Genomic DNA, 18,283 nt, shown 5'->3' with positions numbered 1-18,283 from the left:
AGCCATGAACACCCAACGACCCCTCACCCTGCTGGTCTGCGCCCTGGGCGGCGAAGGCGGCGGCGTGCTCACCGAATGGCTGGTGGAGACGGCGCGTCGCGCCGGCTACGCGGCGCAGGCCACGTCCATCCCCGGCGTGGCGCAGCGCACCGGCGCGACCACCTACTACCTGGAAGTCTTCCCGGTGCCGCTGGCCGGACTCGGCGGCCGCAAGCCGGTGTTCAGCCTGAGCCCGGTGCCCGGCGCGCTCGACGCGCTGGTGTCGTCGGAGCTGCTGGAGACGGCGCGCCAGATCGGCAACGGCATGGCCTCGCCGGACCGCACCCGCGTGCTGAGCTCCACCGCCCGCCAGCTGACCACGCAGGAGCGCATGCAGCTGGCCGACGGCCGCACCGATGCGGCCGAGCTGCTCAAGCTGGTGCAGGCCTTCAGCCGCGAGCACCAGGTGTTCGACATGAGCGCCGTCGCGCGCGAGTGCGGCACGGTGGTCAGTTCGGTTCTTCTGGGCGCGATCGCGGGCAGCGGGCTGCTGCCGTTCGAGCGGCGCTTCTACGAGGAGGTGGTGCGCGGAGGCGTGCCGCACGAGAAGGCGAATGCGTCGGCGCAGGCGAGCCTGCGAGGGTTCGCGCGGGCGTTCGAGATCGTGGCGGGGCAAAGGCAGAAGGCGGCGTTCGTGTCGCAGGTGCTGGGAGGGGGAGCGGAAGCACTGGATTCCCGCCTGCGCGGGAATGACGGGAATGACGGGATGGGCGGGATGGGCGGGAATGACGGGAATGACGGGAAGGGCGGGAATGACAAACATGCCGTCATCCCCGCGAAGGCGGGGATCCAGGGCTTCCCCGACCCCGTGCGCGAATTCGCCACCCTCGGTTACGCACGCCTCGTCGACTACCAGGACCGCCCTTACGCCGACCTGTACCTGAAGCGCCTCAACCAGGTCCTCGCCGCCGAACGCGAAGCCGACCCCACCGGCGCCAACGCCTACGCCATCACCCGCGAGATGGCCCGCTGGCTGGCCCTGTGGATGGCCTTCGACGACATCGTGCGCGTCGCCGACCTCAAGAGCCGCGCCAGCCGCTGGGAGCGCGTGCGCGGGGAAGTCAAGCCGGCGCAGGACGACCTGCTCAAGGTGTACGACCACTTCAAGCCCGGCGTGCCCGAGTTCGCGGCCCTGCTGCCGCCTTCGCTCGCGCGGCGGCTGGTCGCCTGGGACCGCCGCCGCATCGGCGCCGGCCGCGAGCCCTGGGCGATGCCGCTGAAGGTCGGCACCCACACGGCCGGCGGGATGCTGGCGCTGCGCACGCTGGCCAGCCTGAAGTGGCTGCGCGTGCGCGGCAGCCGCTTCGCGATGGAGCAGCAGATGATGGGCCGCTGGCTCGACGGCGTGCTGCAGGGCACGAAGCGCGGCTGGGCCCTGGGCCACGAGATCGCCCTGTGCGGCCGCCTGATCAAGGGCTACGGCGCCACCAACGAGCGCGGCAAGGAGAACCTGCTGCACGTGCTCGACCACCTGGCGGGCCGGCCGGATCCCGCGCTCGCCGCCAAGGCCATCGCGCAAGCGCGCGCGGCCGCCCTGGCCGACGACGCCGGCCGCGCGCTCGATGCCACCTTGCAGCAGCACGGCGCGCCCGCCCGCGAGGTCCGTCCGCAGCCGATCCGCTTCATCCGCAAGAAACCGGCCGCGGCCGCGGCCGCGCGGCCCGCCGCCTGACCCGAATACGAACGAAGGAGACCGACATGCGTGCAATCCGATCCACCTCCCGCCGGGCGCTGCTCGCGGCCGCCCTGGCCGGCGGCCTGCTGTCCGCGCCGCTCGCGATGGCCCAGGGCGCCCCGGCGGGCGCCTGGCCGAGCAAGCCGATCCGCGTGGTGGTCAACTTCCCGCCCGGCGGCGCGGCCGACCAGCTGGCCCGTGCCGTCGGCCAGCCGCTTTCGGAAGCGCTGGGCCAGCCGGTGGTGGTGGAGAACCGCGCCGGCGCCAACGGCAACATCGGCGGCGAAGTGGTCGCCCGCAGCGCGCCCGACGGCTACACCCTGCTCATGAGCTCGGGCGGCATGGTGTCGGTCAATCCGCACCTGTACGCCAAGATGTCGTTCGACCCGGCCAAGGACCTGGTACCCGTGGCCGCGGCCGCGCGTGTCGCCGTCTACCTGATGGCCAAGCCCTCGCTGCCGGCGGCCGACGTCAAGCAGTTCATCCAGTACGTGAAGTCCAACCCCGGCAAGCTGTCGTTCGGCTCGCCCGGCAACGGCAGCTCGCCGCACCTGGCCGCCGAGATGATGAAGAGCCAGGCCGGCCTGTTCGCGGTGCACGTGCCCTACCGCGGCGCGGCGCCCGCGCTGCAGGACCTGCTGGCCGGCCAGCTCGACTTCTACTTCGACCCGGGCATCGGCCTGCAGCATGCGAAGAGCGGCCGGCTCAAGCTGCTGGCGGTGGGCAGCATGAAACGCTCGCCGCTGTTCCCCGACGTGCCCACGCTGCACGAGGCGGGCTTGAAGAACTTCGACGCGGACACCGTGTTCGGCTTCTACGCCCCCGCCGGCACGCCGGTCGACGTGGTCAACCGCCTCAACACCGAGATCAACAAGGTGCTGCGCACCAAGGCGCTGCAGGACCGCATCGTCGCCATGGGCGGCGAGGCGCTGCCGATCCCGGCGGCGGAGTTCGGCGCCAAGGCGCTGGAGGACTCCAGGCGCTTCGGCGCGATCATCAAGGAACGCAAGATCGCGGCCGACTGATGACCAGGGAAATCGTCTACACCCAGCGGGTCGAGTTCGGCGACTGCGACCCGGCCCGCATCGTCTGGTTCCCCAATTTCTTCCGCTGGATCGACGCGGCCTCGCGGCACTTCTTCATCGAGTGCGGCGTGCCGCCCTGGACCGAGACCGAGAAGACGCTGGGCGTGATCGGCACGCCGCTGGTGGACACGCACGCGCGGTTCATCAAGACGGCGACGTATGGCGACACGCTGCAGATCCGCGTGAGCATCGCCGAGTGGCGCGGCAAGAGTTTCGTGCAGCGCTACCGGGTGATGAAGGGCGAGGAGCTGCTGATGGAGTGCGAGGAGGTTCGCATCTTCGCCGGGCGGCGGGAGGGTGGGGGCATCTTTGCGCTGCCTGTTCCGGAGTCGGTGCGGGGGTTGTGCGAGTGAGTTCTTTGCCGTGCGTCATCCCCGCGGAGGCGGGGATCCAGTGCTTCCATGAAGTCCGCTGAAGGCGGACGCACGGGATTCCCGCCTCCGCGGGAATGACGGGTTGGGGCTATCGCATAAGGCGCCCCCCGACCAGCCACACGCGACTGTGCGAACCTTCGCTCAGCGCGCTGTTCACCACCACGACGTCACCCCGCGCGTTCACCGCGAGCTTCGGAACCAGCAGCCCCTGGCTGCTCCCATTGAAGCCGCCGCCGGGATCGCGGCTGTTCGGGACGAGCTGTGGCGCGGCGAAGGTCGCACCCCCATCCGTCGACACGGCGAAGGCCAGCCCACGCGGCCGCTGCCTCAGGTCTTCCTGCAATTCGGCCAGGACGACCACTCCCCCATTCGCATCCAGGCCCAGGGAAGGAAAGCCCGCGCCGATCGAGGCCGCGGCCCCAGAGCCGACCACAGTGCGCGGCGCCTCCCAACGCCGGCCTCCATCGCGCGAACGCGCGTACAGCACGCGCTGCCGCCGGAACGGCCCGCCTTCGCTCTCGCCCCAAACCAGGTGCACCACGCCCTGTCGGTCGACCGCCAGGCGCGGCGCGTCGGAATAGCCAGGGCTGCGCACGACGACGGGCGCGTCGAACGTGCCGCCGTCGGAGGAGCGGGCCAGCTGGATGTCGGCTTCCGCATGGTCGCCCTCGGTCCAGGCGAGCAGCACGGCGCCGTCTCGCGCCATCGCCAACGCAGGTGCGCGGGCCGGACGCTGGCCCGCACCGCCCGCCACGCGCACCGGCCTGCCGAAGGACTCACCGCCCTTGGCCGAGTGCGCGATCCACAACGGCCCGTCGTACTCGGTCCAGGCCGCCCACACGCGGCCCTCGCCTGCCGCCAGCAGGTCGTAGCTGCCGTTGTGCCAGTACTCGGGCGTGATGCGTCCCTTGCCGTCGCCGCCCGGGGAGGCCGAGAGGTTCGAGGCCGACGAGAAGCTGCGGCCTCCATCCGTCGAGCGCGCGAACAACATCTCGCCGCCATGCGAGCCGCCGGAAAAAATGATCTCCTGCCACAGCAGGTACGCGGTGCGCGGCGCGTCGGGCGCCAGGGCGATGCGCGGGATCCAGGAGAACGCCTTCGGGTTGCCCGGCACTTCGATCGGCGACCCCGAGGGCGCGCCGCCAACATCGCGCCGCTGCACGAGCACGGCCTTGCGCGCCTGGTCCACCCAGGCGACGACCATCGCGCCATCCCGTGCCAGCGCCACGGCCGGGTCATCGACGAAGTCGTAGCGCGAATCGTTCTGCCGCCAGAGCCCGCGCTCGCCGCGGCCCCGTGCCAGCTCGACCGGCGCCTGCCACTGCACGGCAGGGCGCGGCTCGGAAGCCGCGAGCCGCAGCGGCAGCGCCGCGACGAGGGGTACGGCCAGGAGCGATCGGCGCGAGACCATCCCGCTTGGAGGGCTGGCGCGGGCGGCGGTTTCAATGCCGGTCGACGCTCAGGTGTAACGCCCGGTTCCCGCGTCTTGCAATGCGGCCCGCGGGCCGCAAACTTCGCGGTGCGCCCGAGGGGCGACGTGGAGTCCAGACCGAATGTTCAAACGCCTGACCTTGCTGTGGACCGTGGTGCGTGGCGACGCGCGACAGCTGTGGTTCGCGCTGCGCCATCCCGCCGCGCCGGCCTGGCTCAAGTGGGGCACGGCGCTGATCGCGCTGTACCTGTTCTCGCCGATCGACCTGATCCCGGACGCGATCCCGTTCCTGGGCGCGATGGACGACCTGGTGCTGGTGCCGCTGGCGATCCGCTGGCTGCTCAAGCGCCTGCCGCCGGAGCTGTCGCGAGCGACCTCCCAGCGACGCGGGGCCTGACCCGTCTTGCTCCCTCTCCCCCTGGGAGAGGGCTGGGGTGAGGGCACTCCGAGGCGAAGACGGATGCACTGGATTCCCGCCTCCGCGGGATGACGGGCCTTCGCGCGGGCGACGGGCTACAAAACCAGGATCGCCCGGAAGTCGTTGACGTTGGTGTGCGTCGGCCCCGTGACGACCAGATCCCCGATCCCGCTGAAGAACCCATACGCATCGTTGCGGTCCAGGTGCAGGTCCGCTTTCATCCCGGCGGCCGCTGCCCGCTGCAACGTGTCCGGCGCGACGAACGCCCCCGCGTTGTCCTCCATCCCGTCGATGCCGTCGGTGTCCGCCGCCAGCGCCCACACCTGCGCCTGCCCCTGCAGCGCCTGCGCCAGCCCCAGGCAGAACTCGCCGGCCCGACCGCCACGTCCGCGCGGCGTGCCTTCGGGCTGCTTGCGCACGGTGACGGTCGTCTCGCCCCCCGACAGGATCACGCAAGGCCGCGCGAACGGCTCGCCGCGCCGCGCCACCGCGCGCGCCAGCGCCGCCTGCACCTTGCCCACCTCGCGAGATTCGCCTTCCATCTCGTCGCTGAGGATGTAGGCCGCCAGCCCGGCCGCGCGGGCCTCGGCCGCGGCCGCTTCCAGCGACTGCTGCGGCGTGGCGATCATGTGGACCGCCTGGCCGGCGAACGCGGCGTCGCCCGGCTTGGGCGTCTCCAGCGCGCCTTGCTCGAGCAGGCTCATGACCGCCCCCGGCACGTCGATGCCATAGCGCTGCAGGATGGCCACCGCATCGGCGCAGCTGGTCGCATCCGGCACCGTCGGTCCGCTGGCGATCACGGAAGGGTCGTCGCCCGGCACATCGCTGATGGTGAGCGTCACCACGCGCGCCGGCGCGCAGGCCGCGGCCAGCCGCCCGCCCTTGATGCGCGACAGGTGCTTGCGCACGCAGTTCATCTCGCCGATGTGGGCGCCGCTGTCCAGCAGCTGGCGGTTGATGCGCTGCTTGTCCTCCAGCGTCAGGCCTTCGGCCGGCAGCGTCAGCAGCGCCGAGCCACCGCCCGAGATCAGGCACAGCACCAGGTCGTCGGCCGTGAGGCCGTGCGCCAGCGCGACGATGCGCTGCGCCGCCGCCAAACCGGCGGCGTCGGGCACGGGATGGGAAGCCTCGACCACCTCGATGCGCTGCGGCAGGCCCTCGGGCCGCGGCGGCGTGTGGCCGTAGCGGGTGACCACCAGGCCGGACAGCGGCGCCTCCTTCGGCCACAGCGCTTCGACCGCCTGGGCCATGGCGCCGCCGGCCTTGCCGGCGCCCAGCACCACCGTGCGGCCGCGTGGCGGCGGCGGCAGGAAGGCGGCCGTGTTGTGCAGCGGCAGCGCACGGCGCACGGCGGCGCGGTAGAGGTGTTCGAGGAAGGCGCGCGGGTCGCGGTCGGGATCGGGCGGCAGGTTCATGTTCATTCGCCAAGGATGGTGACCACCACGCTGCGCTGCTGCGGCTGCGTGCGGTGTTCCCAGAGGTAGAGGCCTTGCCAGGTGCCCAGCAGCAGCCGGCCGCCGCCGATCGGCACCGTGAGCGACTCGCCGCTGATCACGGTGCGCGCGTGCGCGGCCATGTCGTCGGGGCCTTCGGTGTCGTGTCGGTAGGCGGGGTCGCCGTCGGGCGCGAGGCGCGCGAGCACCGTCTCCAGGTCGCGCCGCACGTCGGAGTCGGCGTTCTCGGTGATCACCAGCGCGCAGCTGGTGTGCTGCGCGAACAGGTGGACCAGGCCGGTCCGCACGCCCGAGGTGGCGACGACGCCGGCCACCGCCTGCGTGATGCTGCGGGTGCCGCGGCCGGAGGTGGCGAACTGGAGCGTGGCCTGGTGGTGCACAGCGGCCGATTGTGCCGCCGGAAAAATGCCGTCATTCCCGCGGAGGCGGGAATCCAGGGCGTGCGTCTTGCGACGCTGCTGAGGGAAGCACTGGATCCCCGCCTTCGCGGGGATGACGGAACTTCGACAAGCGGTGGCCCTAGTCGACCTTGGCGCCGTCGCGGAACCACTGCCCGACCACGGCCCGCTCCTGCTCGGTGAGGCCGGTGGCGTTGTTCAGCGGCATGAGCCGCGTCACCACGGTCTGCTGGTAGACGTTGGCCGCGTGCTGCTTGAGCGCCTGGGGCGAGTCCAGCCGCACGTTCTTCATCTGCAGCTGCGCACCGTGGCACTGGTAGCAGCGCTGCTCCAGGATGGGCTTGACCTGCGCGTAGCCCGCCGCCTGCGGCGCGGCCGCGGCCACCGCGGCGCCGGGCGCGGGGGCCAGCCAGATCGCGGTGGCGACGATGGCCACCACGCCGACCGCGGCGTAGGGCGCCGGATGCCGGTTGCGGCCCAGCTTCCAGCCGTGGCGCAGCACGAAGAACTGGCGGATCGCCGCGCCCGCGAACATCAGGAGGATCAGCACCAGCCAGTTGCGCGGGTGGTTCCACAGGAAGCTGTAGTGGTTGGACAGCATGGCCAGCAGCACGGGCAGCGTGAAGTAGGTGTTGTGCACGCTGCGCTGCTTGCCGCGCTTGCCGTGGATCGGGTCCACCGGCCGGCCCTCGCGGATGGCGGCGACCATCTTGCGCTGGCCCGGGATGATCCAGAACAGCACGTTGGCGCTCATGGCCGTGGCGACCATCGCCCCCACCAGCAGGAAGGCGGCGCGGCCCGGGTACCAGTGGCAGGCCAGCCAGGCGGCGATGGCGACCAGGACTGCGACCAGTGCGCCGACGATGGTGTCGCCCTTCTCGCGTTCGCCGAACACCCGGCAGATCGCGTCGTACGCGAGCCAGAACACCACCATGAAGCCCACCGCCGTGGCCCCGGCCGCCAGCGGCGACCAGTCCACCAGCGACTTGTCGACCAGGTAGCTGCCCGCGTTCCAGAGGTAGGACACGGCGAACAGCGCGAAGCCGGACATCCAGGTCGTGTAGCTCTCCCAGTAGAACCAGTGCAGGTGCTCCGGCAGCTTCGGGGGCGCCAGCGCGAACTTCACCGGGTGGTAGAAGCCGCCGCCGTGCACGGCCCACAGCTCGCCGCTCACGCCCTGGCGCTTGAGGTCCTCGTCCACCGGCGGCGTGAGGCTGGAGTCCAGGAACACGAAATAGAACGAGGAGCCCACCCAGGCGATGGCGGTGATCACGTGCAGCCAGCGCAGCAGCAGGTTGGCCCAGTCGAGGAGGTAGCTTTCCATGGAGGTCTGTTTCTGACGGTCAGGCGCGCGGCGGCGCCGCTTGCAGGAGTTGGGCCAGGGCGCTGACGGCCACCACCGCCGGCTGCTTGCCGGCCAGGCCGGGCACGCCGATCGGGCAGTGCACCGCATCGAGTTCGGGGCCGGTGAAGCCGCGCTGCTCCAGCCGGTGGCGGAAGGTCGCCCACTTGGTCTTGCTGCCGATCAGGCCGACGAAGGGCAGGTCCTGGCGCTCGCGCCGCCGCTGCAGGCACGCCGCGAGGATGTCCAGGTCCTCCGCGTGGCTGAAGCTCATGATCAGCACCAGGCTGCCGGGGGCGAGGTCGGCCACCGCGCGCTGCACCGGGTCGGAGTATTCGCAGCGCACGTTGGCGGGCACTTGCTCCGGGAAGATCTCGTCGCGGCTGTCGATCCAGGTGAGCTCGAAAGGCAATCCTCCGATGCGCTGCGCGATCGCGCGGCCCACGTGGCCACCGCCGAACAGCGCCACCGGCGTGGCGGGCTCGGCCAGGCGCACCTTCAAGGACGCCACGTCGTTCGCGGTCACGCGTTCGAAGGCCAGGTGCACGACGCCGCCGCAGCACTGCCCCAGGCTGGGGCCCAGTGCGTAGCGGCGCTGCAGGGGCCTGGCGCCCGGGCCGGCGGACAGCAGCTCGCGGGCTTCTGTGGTGGCGTCGAACTCCAGCCGCCCGCCCCCGATGGTTCCGGCCTCGCCGCGCTCGAAAACCAGCATCCAGGCGCCGGGCTCCCGCGGCCCGGAACCCTCGACCGAGGCGACGGTGACGAGCACCGCCTGACCCTGCTGCGCGAGGGTGTCCGACCACTCATTCATGTTTCCGCACCGCTCATCCGTGACCGAACGCAACAACATTTGTCAGCCGTAAGCAAGGTCATCCGTACTTGCCCCGTTCCCGTTGGCCGGGGGCGTGACGATGATCGTCCGCGGGAAAAGGGCGGCCTTGTCGCCCCTGAGGAGACGTGATGAAGAAAGAAGTTTCGATCCGCATCGCCGGTTGGTCGGCCATCGCCGCAGCCGCCGTGCTGGCAGCCTGCTCTTCCCCTCCGCCGCAGCCCGCGGCCCCGACGCCGCCCCCGGTGGTCCAGGCCCCGGAGCCGCCGCCCCCGCCCGTCGTCCAGGAGCCCAACCCCGCCCGCGTGTCCGAGGCCGCCACCCCGCGCGCCTACCGCCGCGATGCCGCCGGCCACCTCTACGGCCTGCACGGCGACCGCATCTACAAGGGCCGCATGCCGCCGCTGCTGTACGCGGTGGGCGTGCTGCAGGTCGAGGTCGACCGCCAGGGGCTGGTCAAGGAGGTCAGCTGGATGCGTGCGCCCAAGCACGCGCCCGAAGTGATGGCCGAGATCGAGAAGATGGTCCGTTCCGCCGCGCCCTACCCCGCGCCCATGCGCATGGGCCGCGTGACCTACACCGACACCTGGCTGTGGCACAAGAGCGGCCGCTTCCAGCTGGACACGCTGACCGAAGGCCAGGATTGAGCGTTCACGAGCCACGGTAGGTCGAATAGCTCCACGGGCTGACCAGCAACGGCACGTGGTAGTGCTCCTGGGGCCGGGCGACGCCGAAGTCCAGCGTCACCTGGTCCAGGAAAGGCGGCTCGGGCAGGTCCACGCCCCGGCCGCGGAAATAGCCGGCGACATCGAACACCAGCCGGTACGTTCCCTCGCGCAACTCGGCGTCCCGGTACAGGGGACCGTCCGGGTTGCGCCCATCCTTGTTCAGCTGGAAGCGGCGCACCAGCGTCGCGGCTCCCCCCTGGGTGGTGTAGAGCGCCACCGTCATGCCCGCGGCCGGCGTTCCATGCATCGTGTCCAGGACGTGGGTGCTCAGGCCCATGGGCGCTCCTCGTTTGGTCCACAGAAGTGTATACACTTTTGCCGCGCGCCACTATCATCGCCCCCGTGCAGCCGACCACCACCAGCGTCATCGTCCAGGAGCTGACCCAGGCCATCGCCGGCCACCGGCTGCAGCCGGGGACCAAGCTGGCCGAGCAGAAGCTGGCCGACCACTTCGGCGTCTCGCGCACCCTGGTGCGGCAGGCGCTGCACCAGCTGGCGCAGAACCGCCTGGTGACGCTGGAGCCCGCGCGCGGCGCCTTCGTGGCCGCGCCCACGGTCGAGGAAGCCCGGCAGGTGTTCGCCGTGCGCCGCATGCTGGAGGCCGGCATGGCGCGCGCCTTCGCCCGCGAAGCGACGCCGGCACGCATCCGCGCCCTGCGCGAGCACGTCGCCGCCGAGAAGGCCGCGGTGGACGCGCAGGATGCCGCCGGCGGCGTCGAGCTGCTGGGCGACTTCCACGTGCGCATGGCCGAACTGATGGACAACGAGGTGCTGGCGCAGATCCTGCGCGACCTGATCTCGCGCAGCTCGCTGGTCACGCTGATGTACCAGCGCGCCGGCGCCGCCCACCACTCCCAGCAGGAGCACGTGGAGATCGTGCGCGCGCTGGCCGCCCGCGACGCCGACAAGGCGGTGCGGCTGATGGAGGAGCACCTGCAGAACGTCGAGGCCAGCCTGGCCTTCGACCGGCCGCCGCCCACCCACGACATCGCCCAGGCGCTCGCCGCCTAGAGAGGACAGCCCCCCATGCCCTCGATCTACGACGCCAGCGCCTCCTACCCGCGCGACCTGGCCGGCTACGGCCGCAACCCGCCGCACCCGCAGTGGCCCAACAAGGCCCGCATCGCCGTGCAGTTCGTCCTGAACTACGAGGAAGGCGGCGAGAACGCGGTGCTGCACGGCGACCCGGGCTCCGAGCAGTTCCTCTCCGAGATGTTCAACCCGGCCAGCTACCCGGGCCGGCACCTGAGCATGGAGGGCATCTACGAGTACGGCTCGCGCGTGGGCGTGTGGCGCATCCTGCGCGAGTTCGAGAAACGGCGGCTGCCGCTGACCGTGTTCGGTGTCGGCATGGCCCTGCAGCGGCACCCCGAGGTGGCCGCCGCCTTCGTCGAGCTGGGCCACGAGATCGCCAGCCACGGCTGGCGCTGGATCCACTACCAGGACGCCAGCAAGGCCACAGAGCGCGACCACATGCGCCTGGCCATCCGCGCCATCGAGCAGCTGACGGGCGAGCGCCACGGCTCGCCGGGCGCGATCCACGGCGCCGGCTGGTACACCGGCCGCGACAGCCCCAACACCCGAATGCTGGTGGTGGACGAAGGCGGCTTCGAGTACGACAGCGACTACTACGGCGACGAGCTGCCGTTCTGGATGAAGGTGCGGCGCTCCGACGGCATCGTCGTGCCCCACCTCGTGGTGCCCTACACGCTGGACGCCAACGACATGCGCTTCTCGCTGCCGCAGGGCTACTCGCAGGCGGAAGACTTCTTCATCTACCTGCGCGACACCTTCGACGCGCTCTACGCCGAGGGCGACCCCGAGGGCCTGGACCAGCCGAAGATGATGAGCGTGGGCATGCACTGCCGGCTGCTCGGGCGGCCGGGGCGCATCGTCGCACTGCAGAAGTTCCTGGACCACGTGGAGCAGCACGATCATGTGTGGGTGTGCCGGCGCATCGACCTGGCGCGCCACTGGAAGCTGATCCACCCCTACCCGGCCAAGCCATGACACCGACACTGGAAAAACTCAACGCCGCGAACGCGCAGGAGGCCGCGGCCCTGCTCGACGGCCTGTACGAACACTCGCCCTGGATCGCGCAGGCGGCGCTGGAGCAGCAGCCCTTCCGCTCGCTGGCGCACCTGAAGCACGCCATGGCCCGCACCGTCGACGAGGCGGGCGCCGAGCGCCAGCTGGCCCTGCTGCGCGCGCACCCCGAGCTGGCCGGCAAGGCCATGGTCAGCAAGACGCTCACGACCGAATCGACGAACGAGCAGGGCAAGGCCGGCCTCACGGACTGCACGCCGGCCGAGTTCGAGAAGATCCAGCAGCTGAACGCCGACTACAACGCGAAGTTCGGTTTTCCCTTCATCCTGGCGGTGCGCGGCCCGCGCGGCGGCGGGCTGACGCGGGCCGAGATCATCGAGACCTTCGAGCGGCGGCTGGGCAACCCGGTGGACTTCGAACGCGGGGAGGCGCTGCGCAACGTGCATCGCATCGCCGAGATCCGGCTCAACGACCGGTTCGGCGTGTCGCCCTCGCAGGGCGAGCAGGTCTGGGACCAGCTGGAGCACCTGTCGCAGTTCAGCGATCCGGGCTTCAAGGAGAAGGGCCAGCTCACCGTCACCTACCTGACCGACGCGCACCGCTGCGCGTCCGCGCGGATTGAGCAGGACATGAAGGAGGCGGGGTTCGACGAGGTCACGGTCGATGCGGTCGGCAACGTCGTCGGCGTCTACCACGGCGCTTCTCCGCAGTCCCGGCGGCTGCTGACCGGCTCGCACTACGACACCGTGCGCAACGGCGGCAAGTACGACGGCCGGCTGGGCATCTACGTGCCGATGGCCTGCGTGCGCGCGCTGGCCGCGGCCAGGCGCCGCCTGCCCTTCGGGCTCGAGGTGGTGGCCTTCTCGGAAGAGGAAGGCCAGCGCTACAAGGCCACCTTCCTGGGCTCGGGCGCGCTGATCGGGCAGTTCGATGCCGCCTGGCTGGACCAGAAGGATGCGGACGGCATCAGCATGCGCGAGGCCATGCAACGCGCCGGGCTGCCGGGCACGACGGAGGCGATCGCGGCGCTGCGGCGAGATCCGTCGCGCTACCTCGGCTTCGTCGAGGTCCACATCGAGCAGGGGCCGGTGCTCAGCGAGCTGAACCTGCCGCTGGGCGCGGTCACTTCGATCAACGGCGGCGTGCGCTTCCTGTGCGAGGCGATCGGCATGGCCAGCCACGCGGGCACCACGCCGATGAACCGCCGGCGTGACGCCGCCGTGGCCGTCGCGGAGCTGGCGCTCTTCATCGAGCAGCGCGCGGCGCGCGACGGCGACTCGGTGGGCACCATCGGCATCCTCAACGTGCCGGGCGGCTCCACCAACGTGGTGCCGGGCCGCTGCCAGTTCACGCTGGACCTGCGCGCGCCCAACGATCCGCAGCGCGACGCGCTGGTGGCCGACGTGCTCGGGCAGCTGAAGGCCATCTGCGAACGCCGCGGCCTGCGCTTCACCTGCGAGCAGACCATGCGCGCCGCGGCGGCGCCCAGCCATCCGCAGTGGCAGGCCCGCTGGGAACACGCCATCGAGTCGGTGGGCGTGCCGCTGCACCGCATGCCCAGCGGCGCGGGCCACGACGCGATGAAGCTGCACGAGGTGATGCCGCAGGCGATGCTGTTCGTGCGCGGGCAGAACTCGGGGATCAGCCACAACCCGCTGGAGAGCACCACGGCCGACGACATCGAGCTGTCGGTGCGGGCGTTCTCGCAGCTGCTCGAGCATCTCGCGCAGGAAGGCAACCGGCCATGATCGACCCCACCCCCGTCGTCCCCGCGAAGGCGGGGACCCAGCGCAGCGCGCCGGCGATGTCCAAGGCGGGAGCCCTGGATTCCCGCCTTCGCGGGAATGACGGAATCACACCATGACAGATCATCAGCAACTCGACGCCTGGATCGACGCCCACTTCGACGAGGAGGTGCGCTTCCTGCAGGAGCTGGTGCGCGTGCCCACCGACACGCCGCCGGGGAACAGCGCGCCGCATGCCGAGCGCACGGCGCAGCTGCTGCAGGCCTTCGGCTTCGAGGCCGAGAAGCATCCCGTGCCGGCGGACGAGGTGCAGGCGGCCGGGCTGCAGTCCATCACCAACCTGGTCGTGCGCCGCCGCTACGGCGAAGGCCGGGTCGTCGCCCTCAATGCCCATGGCGACGTGGTCCCGCCGGGCGAGGGCTGGCAGCACCCGCCCTATGGCGCGGAGATCGACGGCGGCTTCCTCTATGGCCGCGCCGCGGCGGTGAGCAAGAGCGACTTCGCCACCTTCACCTTCGCCGTGCGCGCGCTGGAATCGCTGGGCGCATCACTGGCCGGCGGGGTGGAACTGCACTTCACCTACGACGAGGAGTTCGGCGGCGAGCTCGGCCCGGGCTGGCTGCTCAAGCAGGGCATCACCCGCCCCGACCTGCTGCTGGCCGCGGGCTTCAGCTACCAGGTGGTGGTGGCGCACAACGGCTGCCTGCAGATGGAGGTGACGGTGCACGGCGAGATGAGCCACGCCGCCATCCCCGACAGCGGCACCGACGCCCTGCAGGGCGCCACCCACCTCCTGCAGGCGCTCTACCGCCTCAACGAGCAGTACAAGCAGGTGAGTTCCAGGGTCGAGGGCATCACCCACCCGTACCTGAACGTGGGCTGGATCGCCGGCGGCACCAACACCAACGTCGTGCCCGGCAAGGTGGTCTTCAAGCTGGACCGCCGCATGATCCCCGAGGAGGATCCGGCGCAGGTCGAGGCCTCGATCCGCCGCGCCATCGAGGAGGCCGCCGCCAGCTTTCGCCCGCCGCGCGGCGGCAACGGCATCCGGGTCGAGGTGCGGCGACTGCTGCTGGCCCGCGCGATGGTGCCGCTGGCGGGCAACGGGCCGCTGGTCGAGGCGCTGCAAAGGCACGGGCAGGAGGTCTTCGGCGAACCCATCCCGGCGGTGGGCACGCCGCTGTACACCGACGTGCGCCTCTACACCGAGGCGGGCATCCCGGGGGTGATCTACGGGGCGGGACCCCGCACGGTGCTCGAATCGAACGCCAAGCGGGCGGACGAGCGGCTGGACCTGGAAGACCTGAGGAAGGCGACCAAGGTGGTCGCCAGGACGCTGCTGGACCTGCTCGGCCAGGGCCAGGAAAGCACTGGATCCCCGCCTTCGCGGGGATGACGGGAGAGCTGCGTCAGCGGGGATTACGGGAGAGCCAATGAAAAAGGCCGGGCATGACCCGGCCTTTTTCAAATCTCGAACCGTGACTCAGCGAACGCGACCGCGGCGGAACAGGTTGACGATGGCCAGCAGGATGACCGCGCCGACCAGCGACACCAGGACCGAGCCGATGCTGATGCCTTCGTTGATGGTTGGCACGCCCACCATCGGGGAGATCACCCAGCCGCCGATGAAGGCGCCGACGATACCCACGATCACGTTCAGCAGGATGCCCTGCTGGCCGTCAGTGCGCATGATCAAGCTGGCCAGCCAGCCCACGATACCACCCACGATCAACCAAATGAGAAAGCCCATGATTGCACTCCTAAAGCCGCGAACGGCATGTTGTTGATAGCCGGCCGGATCCCGGGTTGGGCCCCGACCCCCCTGCCACCCATCTCCGGCAGCCGGTGAACGCAATATGGTTCTGCATCCCTAGCGCGGGCGTAGTCGGCGATAGAGCCTCACCGTGCGTGCCCGGCGCGCCGATACGTCAGACAACCCCTACTCCCGCTCGGCTATGGCCGGGACCCGCGCGCCCGGGGGAATTTCCGGAGAAGCAGGCAGCCCGACAACGTCGACAATCGCCAGCGGCACCCTTCTTGCTTTTGGGTTTTTCATCGTTTGATCCGTATCGTGATTCGAGGCTTCCAATGACCAAGAGACTCTTCCTGCAAACCGTCGCCGCCACCGCGCTGCTGGCCACCCTGGCCCCGGCGTCGGCCCAGGGCCTGACCCCCATCAAGTTCCAGCTGGACTGGCGCTTCGAAGGCCCCGCGGCGCTGTTCCTGCAACCGGTGGCCAAGGGCTATTTCCGCGACGCCAAGCTGGATGTCACCATCGATGCCGGCACCGGCTCGGGCGCCGCCGTGCAGCGGGTCGCCACCGGCACCTACGACATGGGCTTCGCCGACCTCGCGGCGCTGATGGAGTTCCACGCCAACAACCCCGACGCGCCCAACAAGCCGGTGGCGGTGATGATGGTCTACAACAACACGCCGGCCGCCGTGATGGCGCTCAAGAAGTCCGGCATCAAGTCGCCCAAGGACCTGAACGGCAAGAAGCTGGGCGCGCCGGTGTTCGACGCCGGCCGCCGCGCCTTCCCGATCTTCCAGAAGGCCAACGGCGTCGCCGGCGCCAACTGGGTGTCCATGGACCCGCCGCTGCGCGAGACCATGCTGGCCCGCGGCGACGTCGATGCGATCACCGGCTTCTCGTTCACTTCGCTGCTCAACCTGGAGGCGCGCGGCGTCAAGCTGGACGACGTGGTCACCCTGCCCTACGCCGACCACGGCGTGAAGCTGTACGGCAACGTGATCATCGCGTCGCCCAAGCTGGTCAAGGAGAACCCGGCGGCGGTCAAGGCCTTCCTCAGCGCCTTCGCCAAGGGCGCCAAGGAGGTGATGGCCAGCCCGGACGCCTCGATCGAGTACGTCAAGCAGCGCGACGGCATCATCAACACCGACCTGGAGAAGCGCCGCCTGCGCATGGCCATCGATGCCGTGATCGCCAGCCCCGACGCGCGTGCCGACGGCTTCGGCCAGGTCAACCCGGGCCGCCTCTCGCTGATGGCCTCGCAGGTGTCCGACGCGTTCAACACCAAGACGCGCGTCAAGGCCGACGAGGTCTGGAACGGCAGCTTCCTGCCGGCCAAGGCCGAACTGAACGTGCTGCCCCCGGCGAAGAAGTGAGCGCGGTGTCGGCCACCGCGTTCATCGACTTCCAGGGCGTCTGGCTGGCCTACAACGACGAACTGCTCGCCAACGGGCAGTTCGCGGTGGAGGCCATCGACCTGAACGTCACGCAGGGGGAGTTCATCGCCATCGTCGGGCCCTCGGGCTGCGGCAAGTCCACCTTCATGAAGCTGGCCACCGGGCTGCGCATGCCCTCGCGCGGGGGCATCCGCATCGACGGCCAGCCGGTCACCGGGCCGCTGAAGATCTCCGGCATGGCGTTCCAGGCGCCTTCGCTGCTGCCCTGGCGCACCACGGTCGACAACGTGCTGCTGCCGCTGGAGATCGTCGAGCCCTACCGCAGCAGCTTCAAGGCCAGGCGGGCCGAGTACGAGCAGCGCGCCCGCGCGCTGCTGCAGAAGGTGGGCCTGGGCGGCTACGAGGACAAGTTCCCGTGGCAGCTGTCGGGCGGCATGCAGCAGCGCGCCAGCATCTGCCGCGCGCTCATCCACGAGCCCAAGATGCTGCTGCTGGACGAGCCCTTCGGCGCGCTGGACGCCTTCACCCGCGAGGAGCTGTGGTGCATCCTGCGCGACCTGTGGACCGAGCAGCGCTTCAACGTCATCCTGGTCACGCACGACCTGCGCGAGTCGGTCTTCCTGGCCGACACCGTCTTCGTCATGAGCAAGAGCCCGGGCCGCTTCGTGGTCAAGAAGCACATCGAGCTGCCGCGCCCGCGCGAGCTGGAGATCACCTACACCAAGGAGTTCACCGACATCGTGCTCGACCTGCGCGGCCACATCGGCGCCATCCGCAAAACCACCGGGGTGGAGGCATGAAGGCGGACCGGCATTTCGAGCGCTGGGCGCCGGTGATCCTGGGCGCGGCCATCGTCCTGCTCTGGCAGCTGGGCGTCACCGCCTTCCAGGTGCCCGAGTTCATCTTCCCCAGCCCCTGGCAGATCGCGCAGCAGTTCGCCGAGTTCAAGGGACCGCTGCTGGCGGCCGCCTGGACCACCTTCTGGGTCACGATGGTGGGCTTCGCCCTGTCCATCGCCGCGGGCGTGCTGCTGGGTTTCCTGATCGGCTCGTCGCGCGTGGCGTATGCGGCGGTCTATCCGCTGATGGTGGGCTTCAACGCGGTGCCCAAGGCGGCCATCGTGCCCATCCTGGTCGTGTGGTTCGGCATCGGCATCGGCCCGGGCATCCTCACCGCCTTCCTGATCTCGTTCTTCCCGATCATGGTGAACATCGCCACCGGCCTGGCCACGCTGGAGCCGGAGCTGGAGGACGTGCTGCGCGTGCTGGGCGCCAAGCGCTGGGACGTGCTGGTCAAGGTGGGCCTGCCGCGCGCCATGCCGTACTTCTACGGCTCGCTGAAGATCGCCATCACGCTGGCCTTCGTCGGCACCGTGCTGGCGGAGATGACGGCGGGCGACTCGGGCATCGGCAACCTGATCCAGACCGCCGGCAGCCAGCAGCGCATGCCGCTGGCGTTCGCCGGGCTGGTGGCCATCAGCGTCATGGCCATGGCGATGTACGAGCTGTTCAGCTGGATCGAGCGCCACACCACGGCCTGGGCGCACCGCGGTTCGCAGAACACCTGACGCG

General features: G+C 70.5%; 19 protein-coding genes. 12 read left to right on the top strand and 7 right to left on the bottom strand.

Going from position 1 to position 18,283, the window contains the following annotated elements:
- Positions 1-4 precede the first annotated feature (4 nt).
- Genes ASG30_RS01745 through ASG30_RS01735 form a run of 3 tightly spaced genes read left to right on the top strand, consistent with a single transcriptional unit; the run spans position 5 to position 3,152 of the window.
- Positions 5-1,711, top strand: coding sequence for an indolepyruvate oxidoreductase subunit beta family protein (locus ASG30_RS01745; protein WP_055891638.1), 1,707 nt, complete (start codon positions 5-7; stop codon positions 1,709-1,711).
- Positions 1,712-1,737: 26 nt separating this feature from the next.
- The gene (locus tag ASG30_RS01740; protein WP_055891635.1) at positions 1,738-2,739 is read left to right on the top strand and encodes a Bug family tripartite tricarboxylate transporter substrate binding protein; all 1,002 of its coding nucleotides are present in this window, start codon (positions 1,738-1,740) and stop codon (positions 2,737-2,739) included.
- Positions 2,739-3,152: an acyl-CoA thioesterase gene (locus ASG30_RS01735; protein ID WP_055891632.1), complete on the top strand. Its 414-nt coding sequence runs from the start codon at positions 2,739-2,741 to the stop codon at positions 3,150-3,152. The genes ASG30_RS01740 and ASG30_RS01735 overlap by 1 nt, the downstream gene beginning before the upstream one ends.
- Positions 3,153-3,261: 109 nt before the next feature.
- On the opposite strand, the gene ASG30_RS01730 is transcribed toward ASG30_RS01735, so the two are convergent.
- Complete coding sequence (locus ASG30_RS01730) at positions 3,262-4,584, bottom strand: sialidase family protein (protein ID WP_055891630.1); 1,323 nt, start codon at positions 4,582-4,584, stop codon at positions 3,262-3,264.
- A gap of 142 nt (positions 4,585-4,726) precedes the next feature.
- Here ASG30_RS01730 and ASG30_RS01725 point away from each other — a divergent pair, with 142 nt between their 5' ends.
- Entirely contained in the window at positions 4,727-5,002 is a 276-nt protein-coding gene (locus tag ASG30_RS01725; protein WP_055891627.1) for a YkvA family protein, read from the top strand.
- Between the two features lie 116 nt (positions 5,003-5,118).
- On the opposite strand, the gene ASG30_RS01720 is transcribed toward ASG30_RS01725, so the two are convergent.
- The 4 genes from ASG30_RS01720 to xdhC all read right to left on the bottom strand — a co-directional run bounded on the left by ASG30_RS01720 (position 5,119) and on the right by xdhC (position 9,028).
- Positions 5,119-6,444: a glycerate kinase type-2 family protein gene (locus ASG30_RS01720; RefSeq protein ID WP_055891623.1), complete on the bottom strand. Its 1,326-nt coding sequence runs from the start codon at positions 6,442-6,444 to the stop codon at positions 5,119-5,121.
- Positions 6,441-6,857 (bottom strand): secondary thiamine-phosphate synthase enzyme YjbQ, encoded by a 417-nt coding sequence (locus ASG30_RS01715; protein ID WP_055891620.1) that lies wholly within the window; start codon positions 6,855-6,857, stop codon positions 6,441-6,443. The genes ASG30_RS01720 and ASG30_RS01715 overlap by 4 nt, the downstream gene beginning before the upstream one ends.
- 139 nt (positions 6,858-6,996) lie before the next feature.
- Positions 6,997-8,199 carry a urate hydroxylase PuuD gene (locus ASG30_RS01710; RefSeq protein WP_055891618.1) on the bottom strand — a complete coding sequence of 401 codons (1,203 nt, stop codon included), beginning with the start codon at positions 8,197-8,199 and terminating at the stop codon, positions 6,997-6,999.
- 19 nt (positions 8,200-8,218) lie between these two features.
- Positions 8,219-9,028, bottom strand: coding sequence for a xanthine dehydrogenase accessory protein XdhC (gene xdhC / locus ASG30_RS01705; RefSeq protein WP_055891615.1), 810 nt, complete (start codon positions 9,026-9,028; stop codon positions 8,219-8,221).
- Positions 9,029-9,177: 149 nt separating this feature from the next.
- Here xdhC and ASG30_RS01700 point away from each other — a divergent pair, with 149 nt between their 5' ends.
- On the top strand, positions 9,178-9,693 hold the full coding sequence (locus ASG30_RS01700) for a hypothetical protein (protein ID WP_055891612.1): 516 nt from the start codon (positions 9,178-9,180) through the stop codon (positions 9,691-9,693).
- A 4-nt stretch (positions 9,694-9,697) separates the two neighbouring features.
- Here ASG30_RS01700 and uraH read toward each other — a convergent pair whose 3' ends face one another.
- Positions 9,698-10,051, bottom strand: coding sequence for a hydroxyisourate hydrolase (gene uraH / locus ASG30_RS01695; RefSeq protein ID WP_055891609.1), 354 nt, complete (start codon positions 10,049-10,051; stop codon positions 9,698-9,700).
- 65 nt (positions 10,052-10,116) lie between these two features.
- On the opposite strand from uraH, the gene ASG30_RS01690 reads away from it, so the two are divergent.
- The 4 genes from ASG30_RS01690 to ASG30_RS01675 all read left to right on the top strand — a co-directional run bounded on the left by ASG30_RS01690 (position 10,117) and on the right by ASG30_RS01675 (position 14,961).
- On the top strand, positions 10,117-10,785 hold the full coding sequence (locus tag ASG30_RS01690; RefSeq protein ID WP_055891948.1) for a GntR family transcriptional regulator: 669 nt from the start codon (positions 10,117-10,119) through the stop codon (positions 10,783-10,785).
- A gap of 15 nt (positions 10,786-10,800) precedes the next feature.
- Positions 10,801-11,784, top strand: coding sequence for an allantoinase PuuE (gene puuE / locus ASG30_RS01685; protein WP_055891607.1), 984 nt, complete (start codon positions 10,801-10,803; stop codon positions 11,782-11,784).
- Positions 11,781-13,568, top strand: coding sequence for a 2-oxo-4-hydroxy-4-carboxy-5-ureidoimidazoline decarboxylase (uraD, locus tag ASG30_RS01680; RefSeq protein ID WP_055891603.1), 1,788 nt, complete (start codon positions 11,781-11,783; stop codon positions 13,566-13,568). Before puuE ends, uraD begins: the two co-directional genes overlap by 4 nt.
- A gap of 112 nt (positions 13,569-13,680) precedes the next feature.
- Positions 13,681-14,961 (top strand): M20 family metallopeptidase, encoded by a 1,281-nt coding sequence (locus tag ASG30_RS01675; RefSeq protein WP_055891599.1) that lies wholly within the window; start codon positions 13,681-13,683, stop codon positions 14,959-14,961.
- A gap of 87 nt (positions 14,962-15,048) precedes the next feature.
- Here ASG30_RS01675 and ASG30_RS01670 read toward each other — a convergent pair whose 3' ends face one another.
- Positions 15,049-15,315, bottom strand: coding sequence for a GlsB/YeaQ/YmgE family stress response membrane protein (locus tag ASG30_RS01670; RefSeq protein ID WP_055891594.1), 267 nt, complete (start codon positions 15,313-15,315; stop codon positions 15,049-15,051).
- Positions 15,316-15,653: 338 nt separating this feature from the next.
- Here ASG30_RS01670 and ASG30_RS01665 point away from each other — a divergent pair, with 338 nt between their 5' ends.
- From ASG30_RS01665 to ASG30_RS01655, 3 genes are read left to right on the top strand one after another with little or no spacing between them, the layout of a single operon-like run.
- Positions 15,654-16,691, top strand: coding sequence for an ABC transporter substrate-binding protein (locus ASG30_RS01665; protein ID WP_055891592.1), 1,038 nt, complete (start codon positions 15,654-15,656; stop codon positions 16,689-16,691).
- 5 nt (positions 16,692-16,696) lie between these two features.
- Positions 16,697-17,512: an ABC transporter ATP-binding protein gene (locus ASG30_RS01660; RefSeq protein WP_055891589.1), complete on the top strand. Its 816-nt coding sequence runs from the start codon at positions 16,697-16,699 to the stop codon at positions 17,510-17,512.
- Positions 17,509-18,279 (top strand): ABC transporter permease, encoded by a 771-nt coding sequence (locus ASG30_RS01655; protein WP_055891586.1) that lies wholly within the window; start codon positions 17,509-17,511, stop codon positions 18,277-18,279. The genes ASG30_RS01660 and ASG30_RS01655 overlap by 4 nt, the downstream gene beginning before the upstream one ends.
- Positions 18,280-18,283: the final 4 nt, after the last annotated feature.

Origin of the sequence: Ramlibacter sp. Leaf400, assembly GCF_001424545.1 — a bacterium.
In the GTDB taxonomy this organism is placed as follows: domain Bacteria; phylum Pseudomonadota; class Gammaproteobacteria; order Burkholderiales; family Burkholderiaceae_C; genus Ramlibacter.
This window is presented reverse-complemented; position numbering and strand designations above follow the sequence as displayed.

Bases quoted from the DNA above. Each gene is read 5' to 3' on its own strand.
- ASG30_RS01745 (WP_055891638.1), top strand. From the start codon at position 5: ATGAACACCCAACGACCCCTCACCCTGCTGGTCTGCGCCCTGGGCGGC.
- ASG30_RS01725 (WP_055891627.1), top strand. From the start codon at position 4,727: ATGTTCAAACGCCTGACCTTGCTGTGGACCGTGGTGCGTGGCGACGCG.
- ASG30_RS01675 (WP_055891599.1), top strand. From the start codon at position 13,681: ATGACAGATCATCAGCAACTCGACGCCTGGATCGACGCCCACTTCGAC.
- uraH (WP_055891609.1), bottom strand. From the start codon at position 10,051: ATGGGCCTGAGCACCCACGTCCTGGACACGATGCATGGAACGCCGGCC.
- ASG30_RS01710 (WP_055891618.1), bottom strand. From the start codon at position 8,199: ATGGAAAGCTACCTCCTCGACTGGGCCAACCTGCTGCTGCGCTGGCTG.
- ASG30_RS01665 (WP_055891592.1), top strand. From the start codon at position 15,654: ATGACCAAGAGACTCTTCCTGCAAACCGTCGCCGCCACCGCGCTGCTG.
- ASG30_RS01730 (WP_055891630.1), bottom strand. From the start codon at position 4,584: ATGGTCTCGCGCCGATCGCTCCTGGCCGTACCCCTCGTCGCGGCGCTG.
- ASG30_RS01720 (WP_055891623.1), bottom strand. From the start codon at position 6,444: ATGAACATGAACCTGCCGCCCGATCCCGACCGCGACCCGCGCGCCTTC.
- ASG30_RS01670 (WP_055891594.1), bottom strand. From the start codon at position 15,315: ATGGGCTTTCTCATTTGGTTGATCGTGGGTGGTATCGTGGGCTGGCTG.
- ASG30_RS01735 (WP_055891632.1), top strand. From the start codon at position 2,739: ATGACCAGGGAAATCGTCTACACCCAGCGGGTCGAGTTCGGCGACTGC.
- puuE (WP_055891607.1), top strand. From the start codon at position 10,801: ATGCCCTCGATCTACGACGCCAGCGCCTCCTACCCGCGCGACCTGGCC.
- ASG30_RS01700 (WP_055891612.1), top strand. From the start codon at position 9,178: ATGAAGAAAGAAGTTTCGATCCGCATCGCCGGTTGGTCGGCCATCGCC.
- xdhC (WP_055891615.1), bottom strand. From the start codon at position 9,028: ATGAATGAGTGGTCGGACACCCTCGCGCAGCAGGGTCAGGCGGTGCTC.
- uraD (WP_055891603.1), top strand. From the start codon at position 11,781: ATGACACCGACACTGGAAAAACTCAACGCCGCGAACGCGCAGGAGGCC.
- ASG30_RS01655 (WP_055891586.1), top strand. From the start codon at position 17,509: ATGAAGGCGGACCGGCATTTCGAGCGCTGGGCGCCGGTGATCCTGGGC.
- ASG30_RS01740 (WP_055891635.1), top strand. From the start codon at position 1,738: ATGCGTGCAATCCGATCCACCTCCCGCCGGGCGCTGCTCGCGGCCGCC.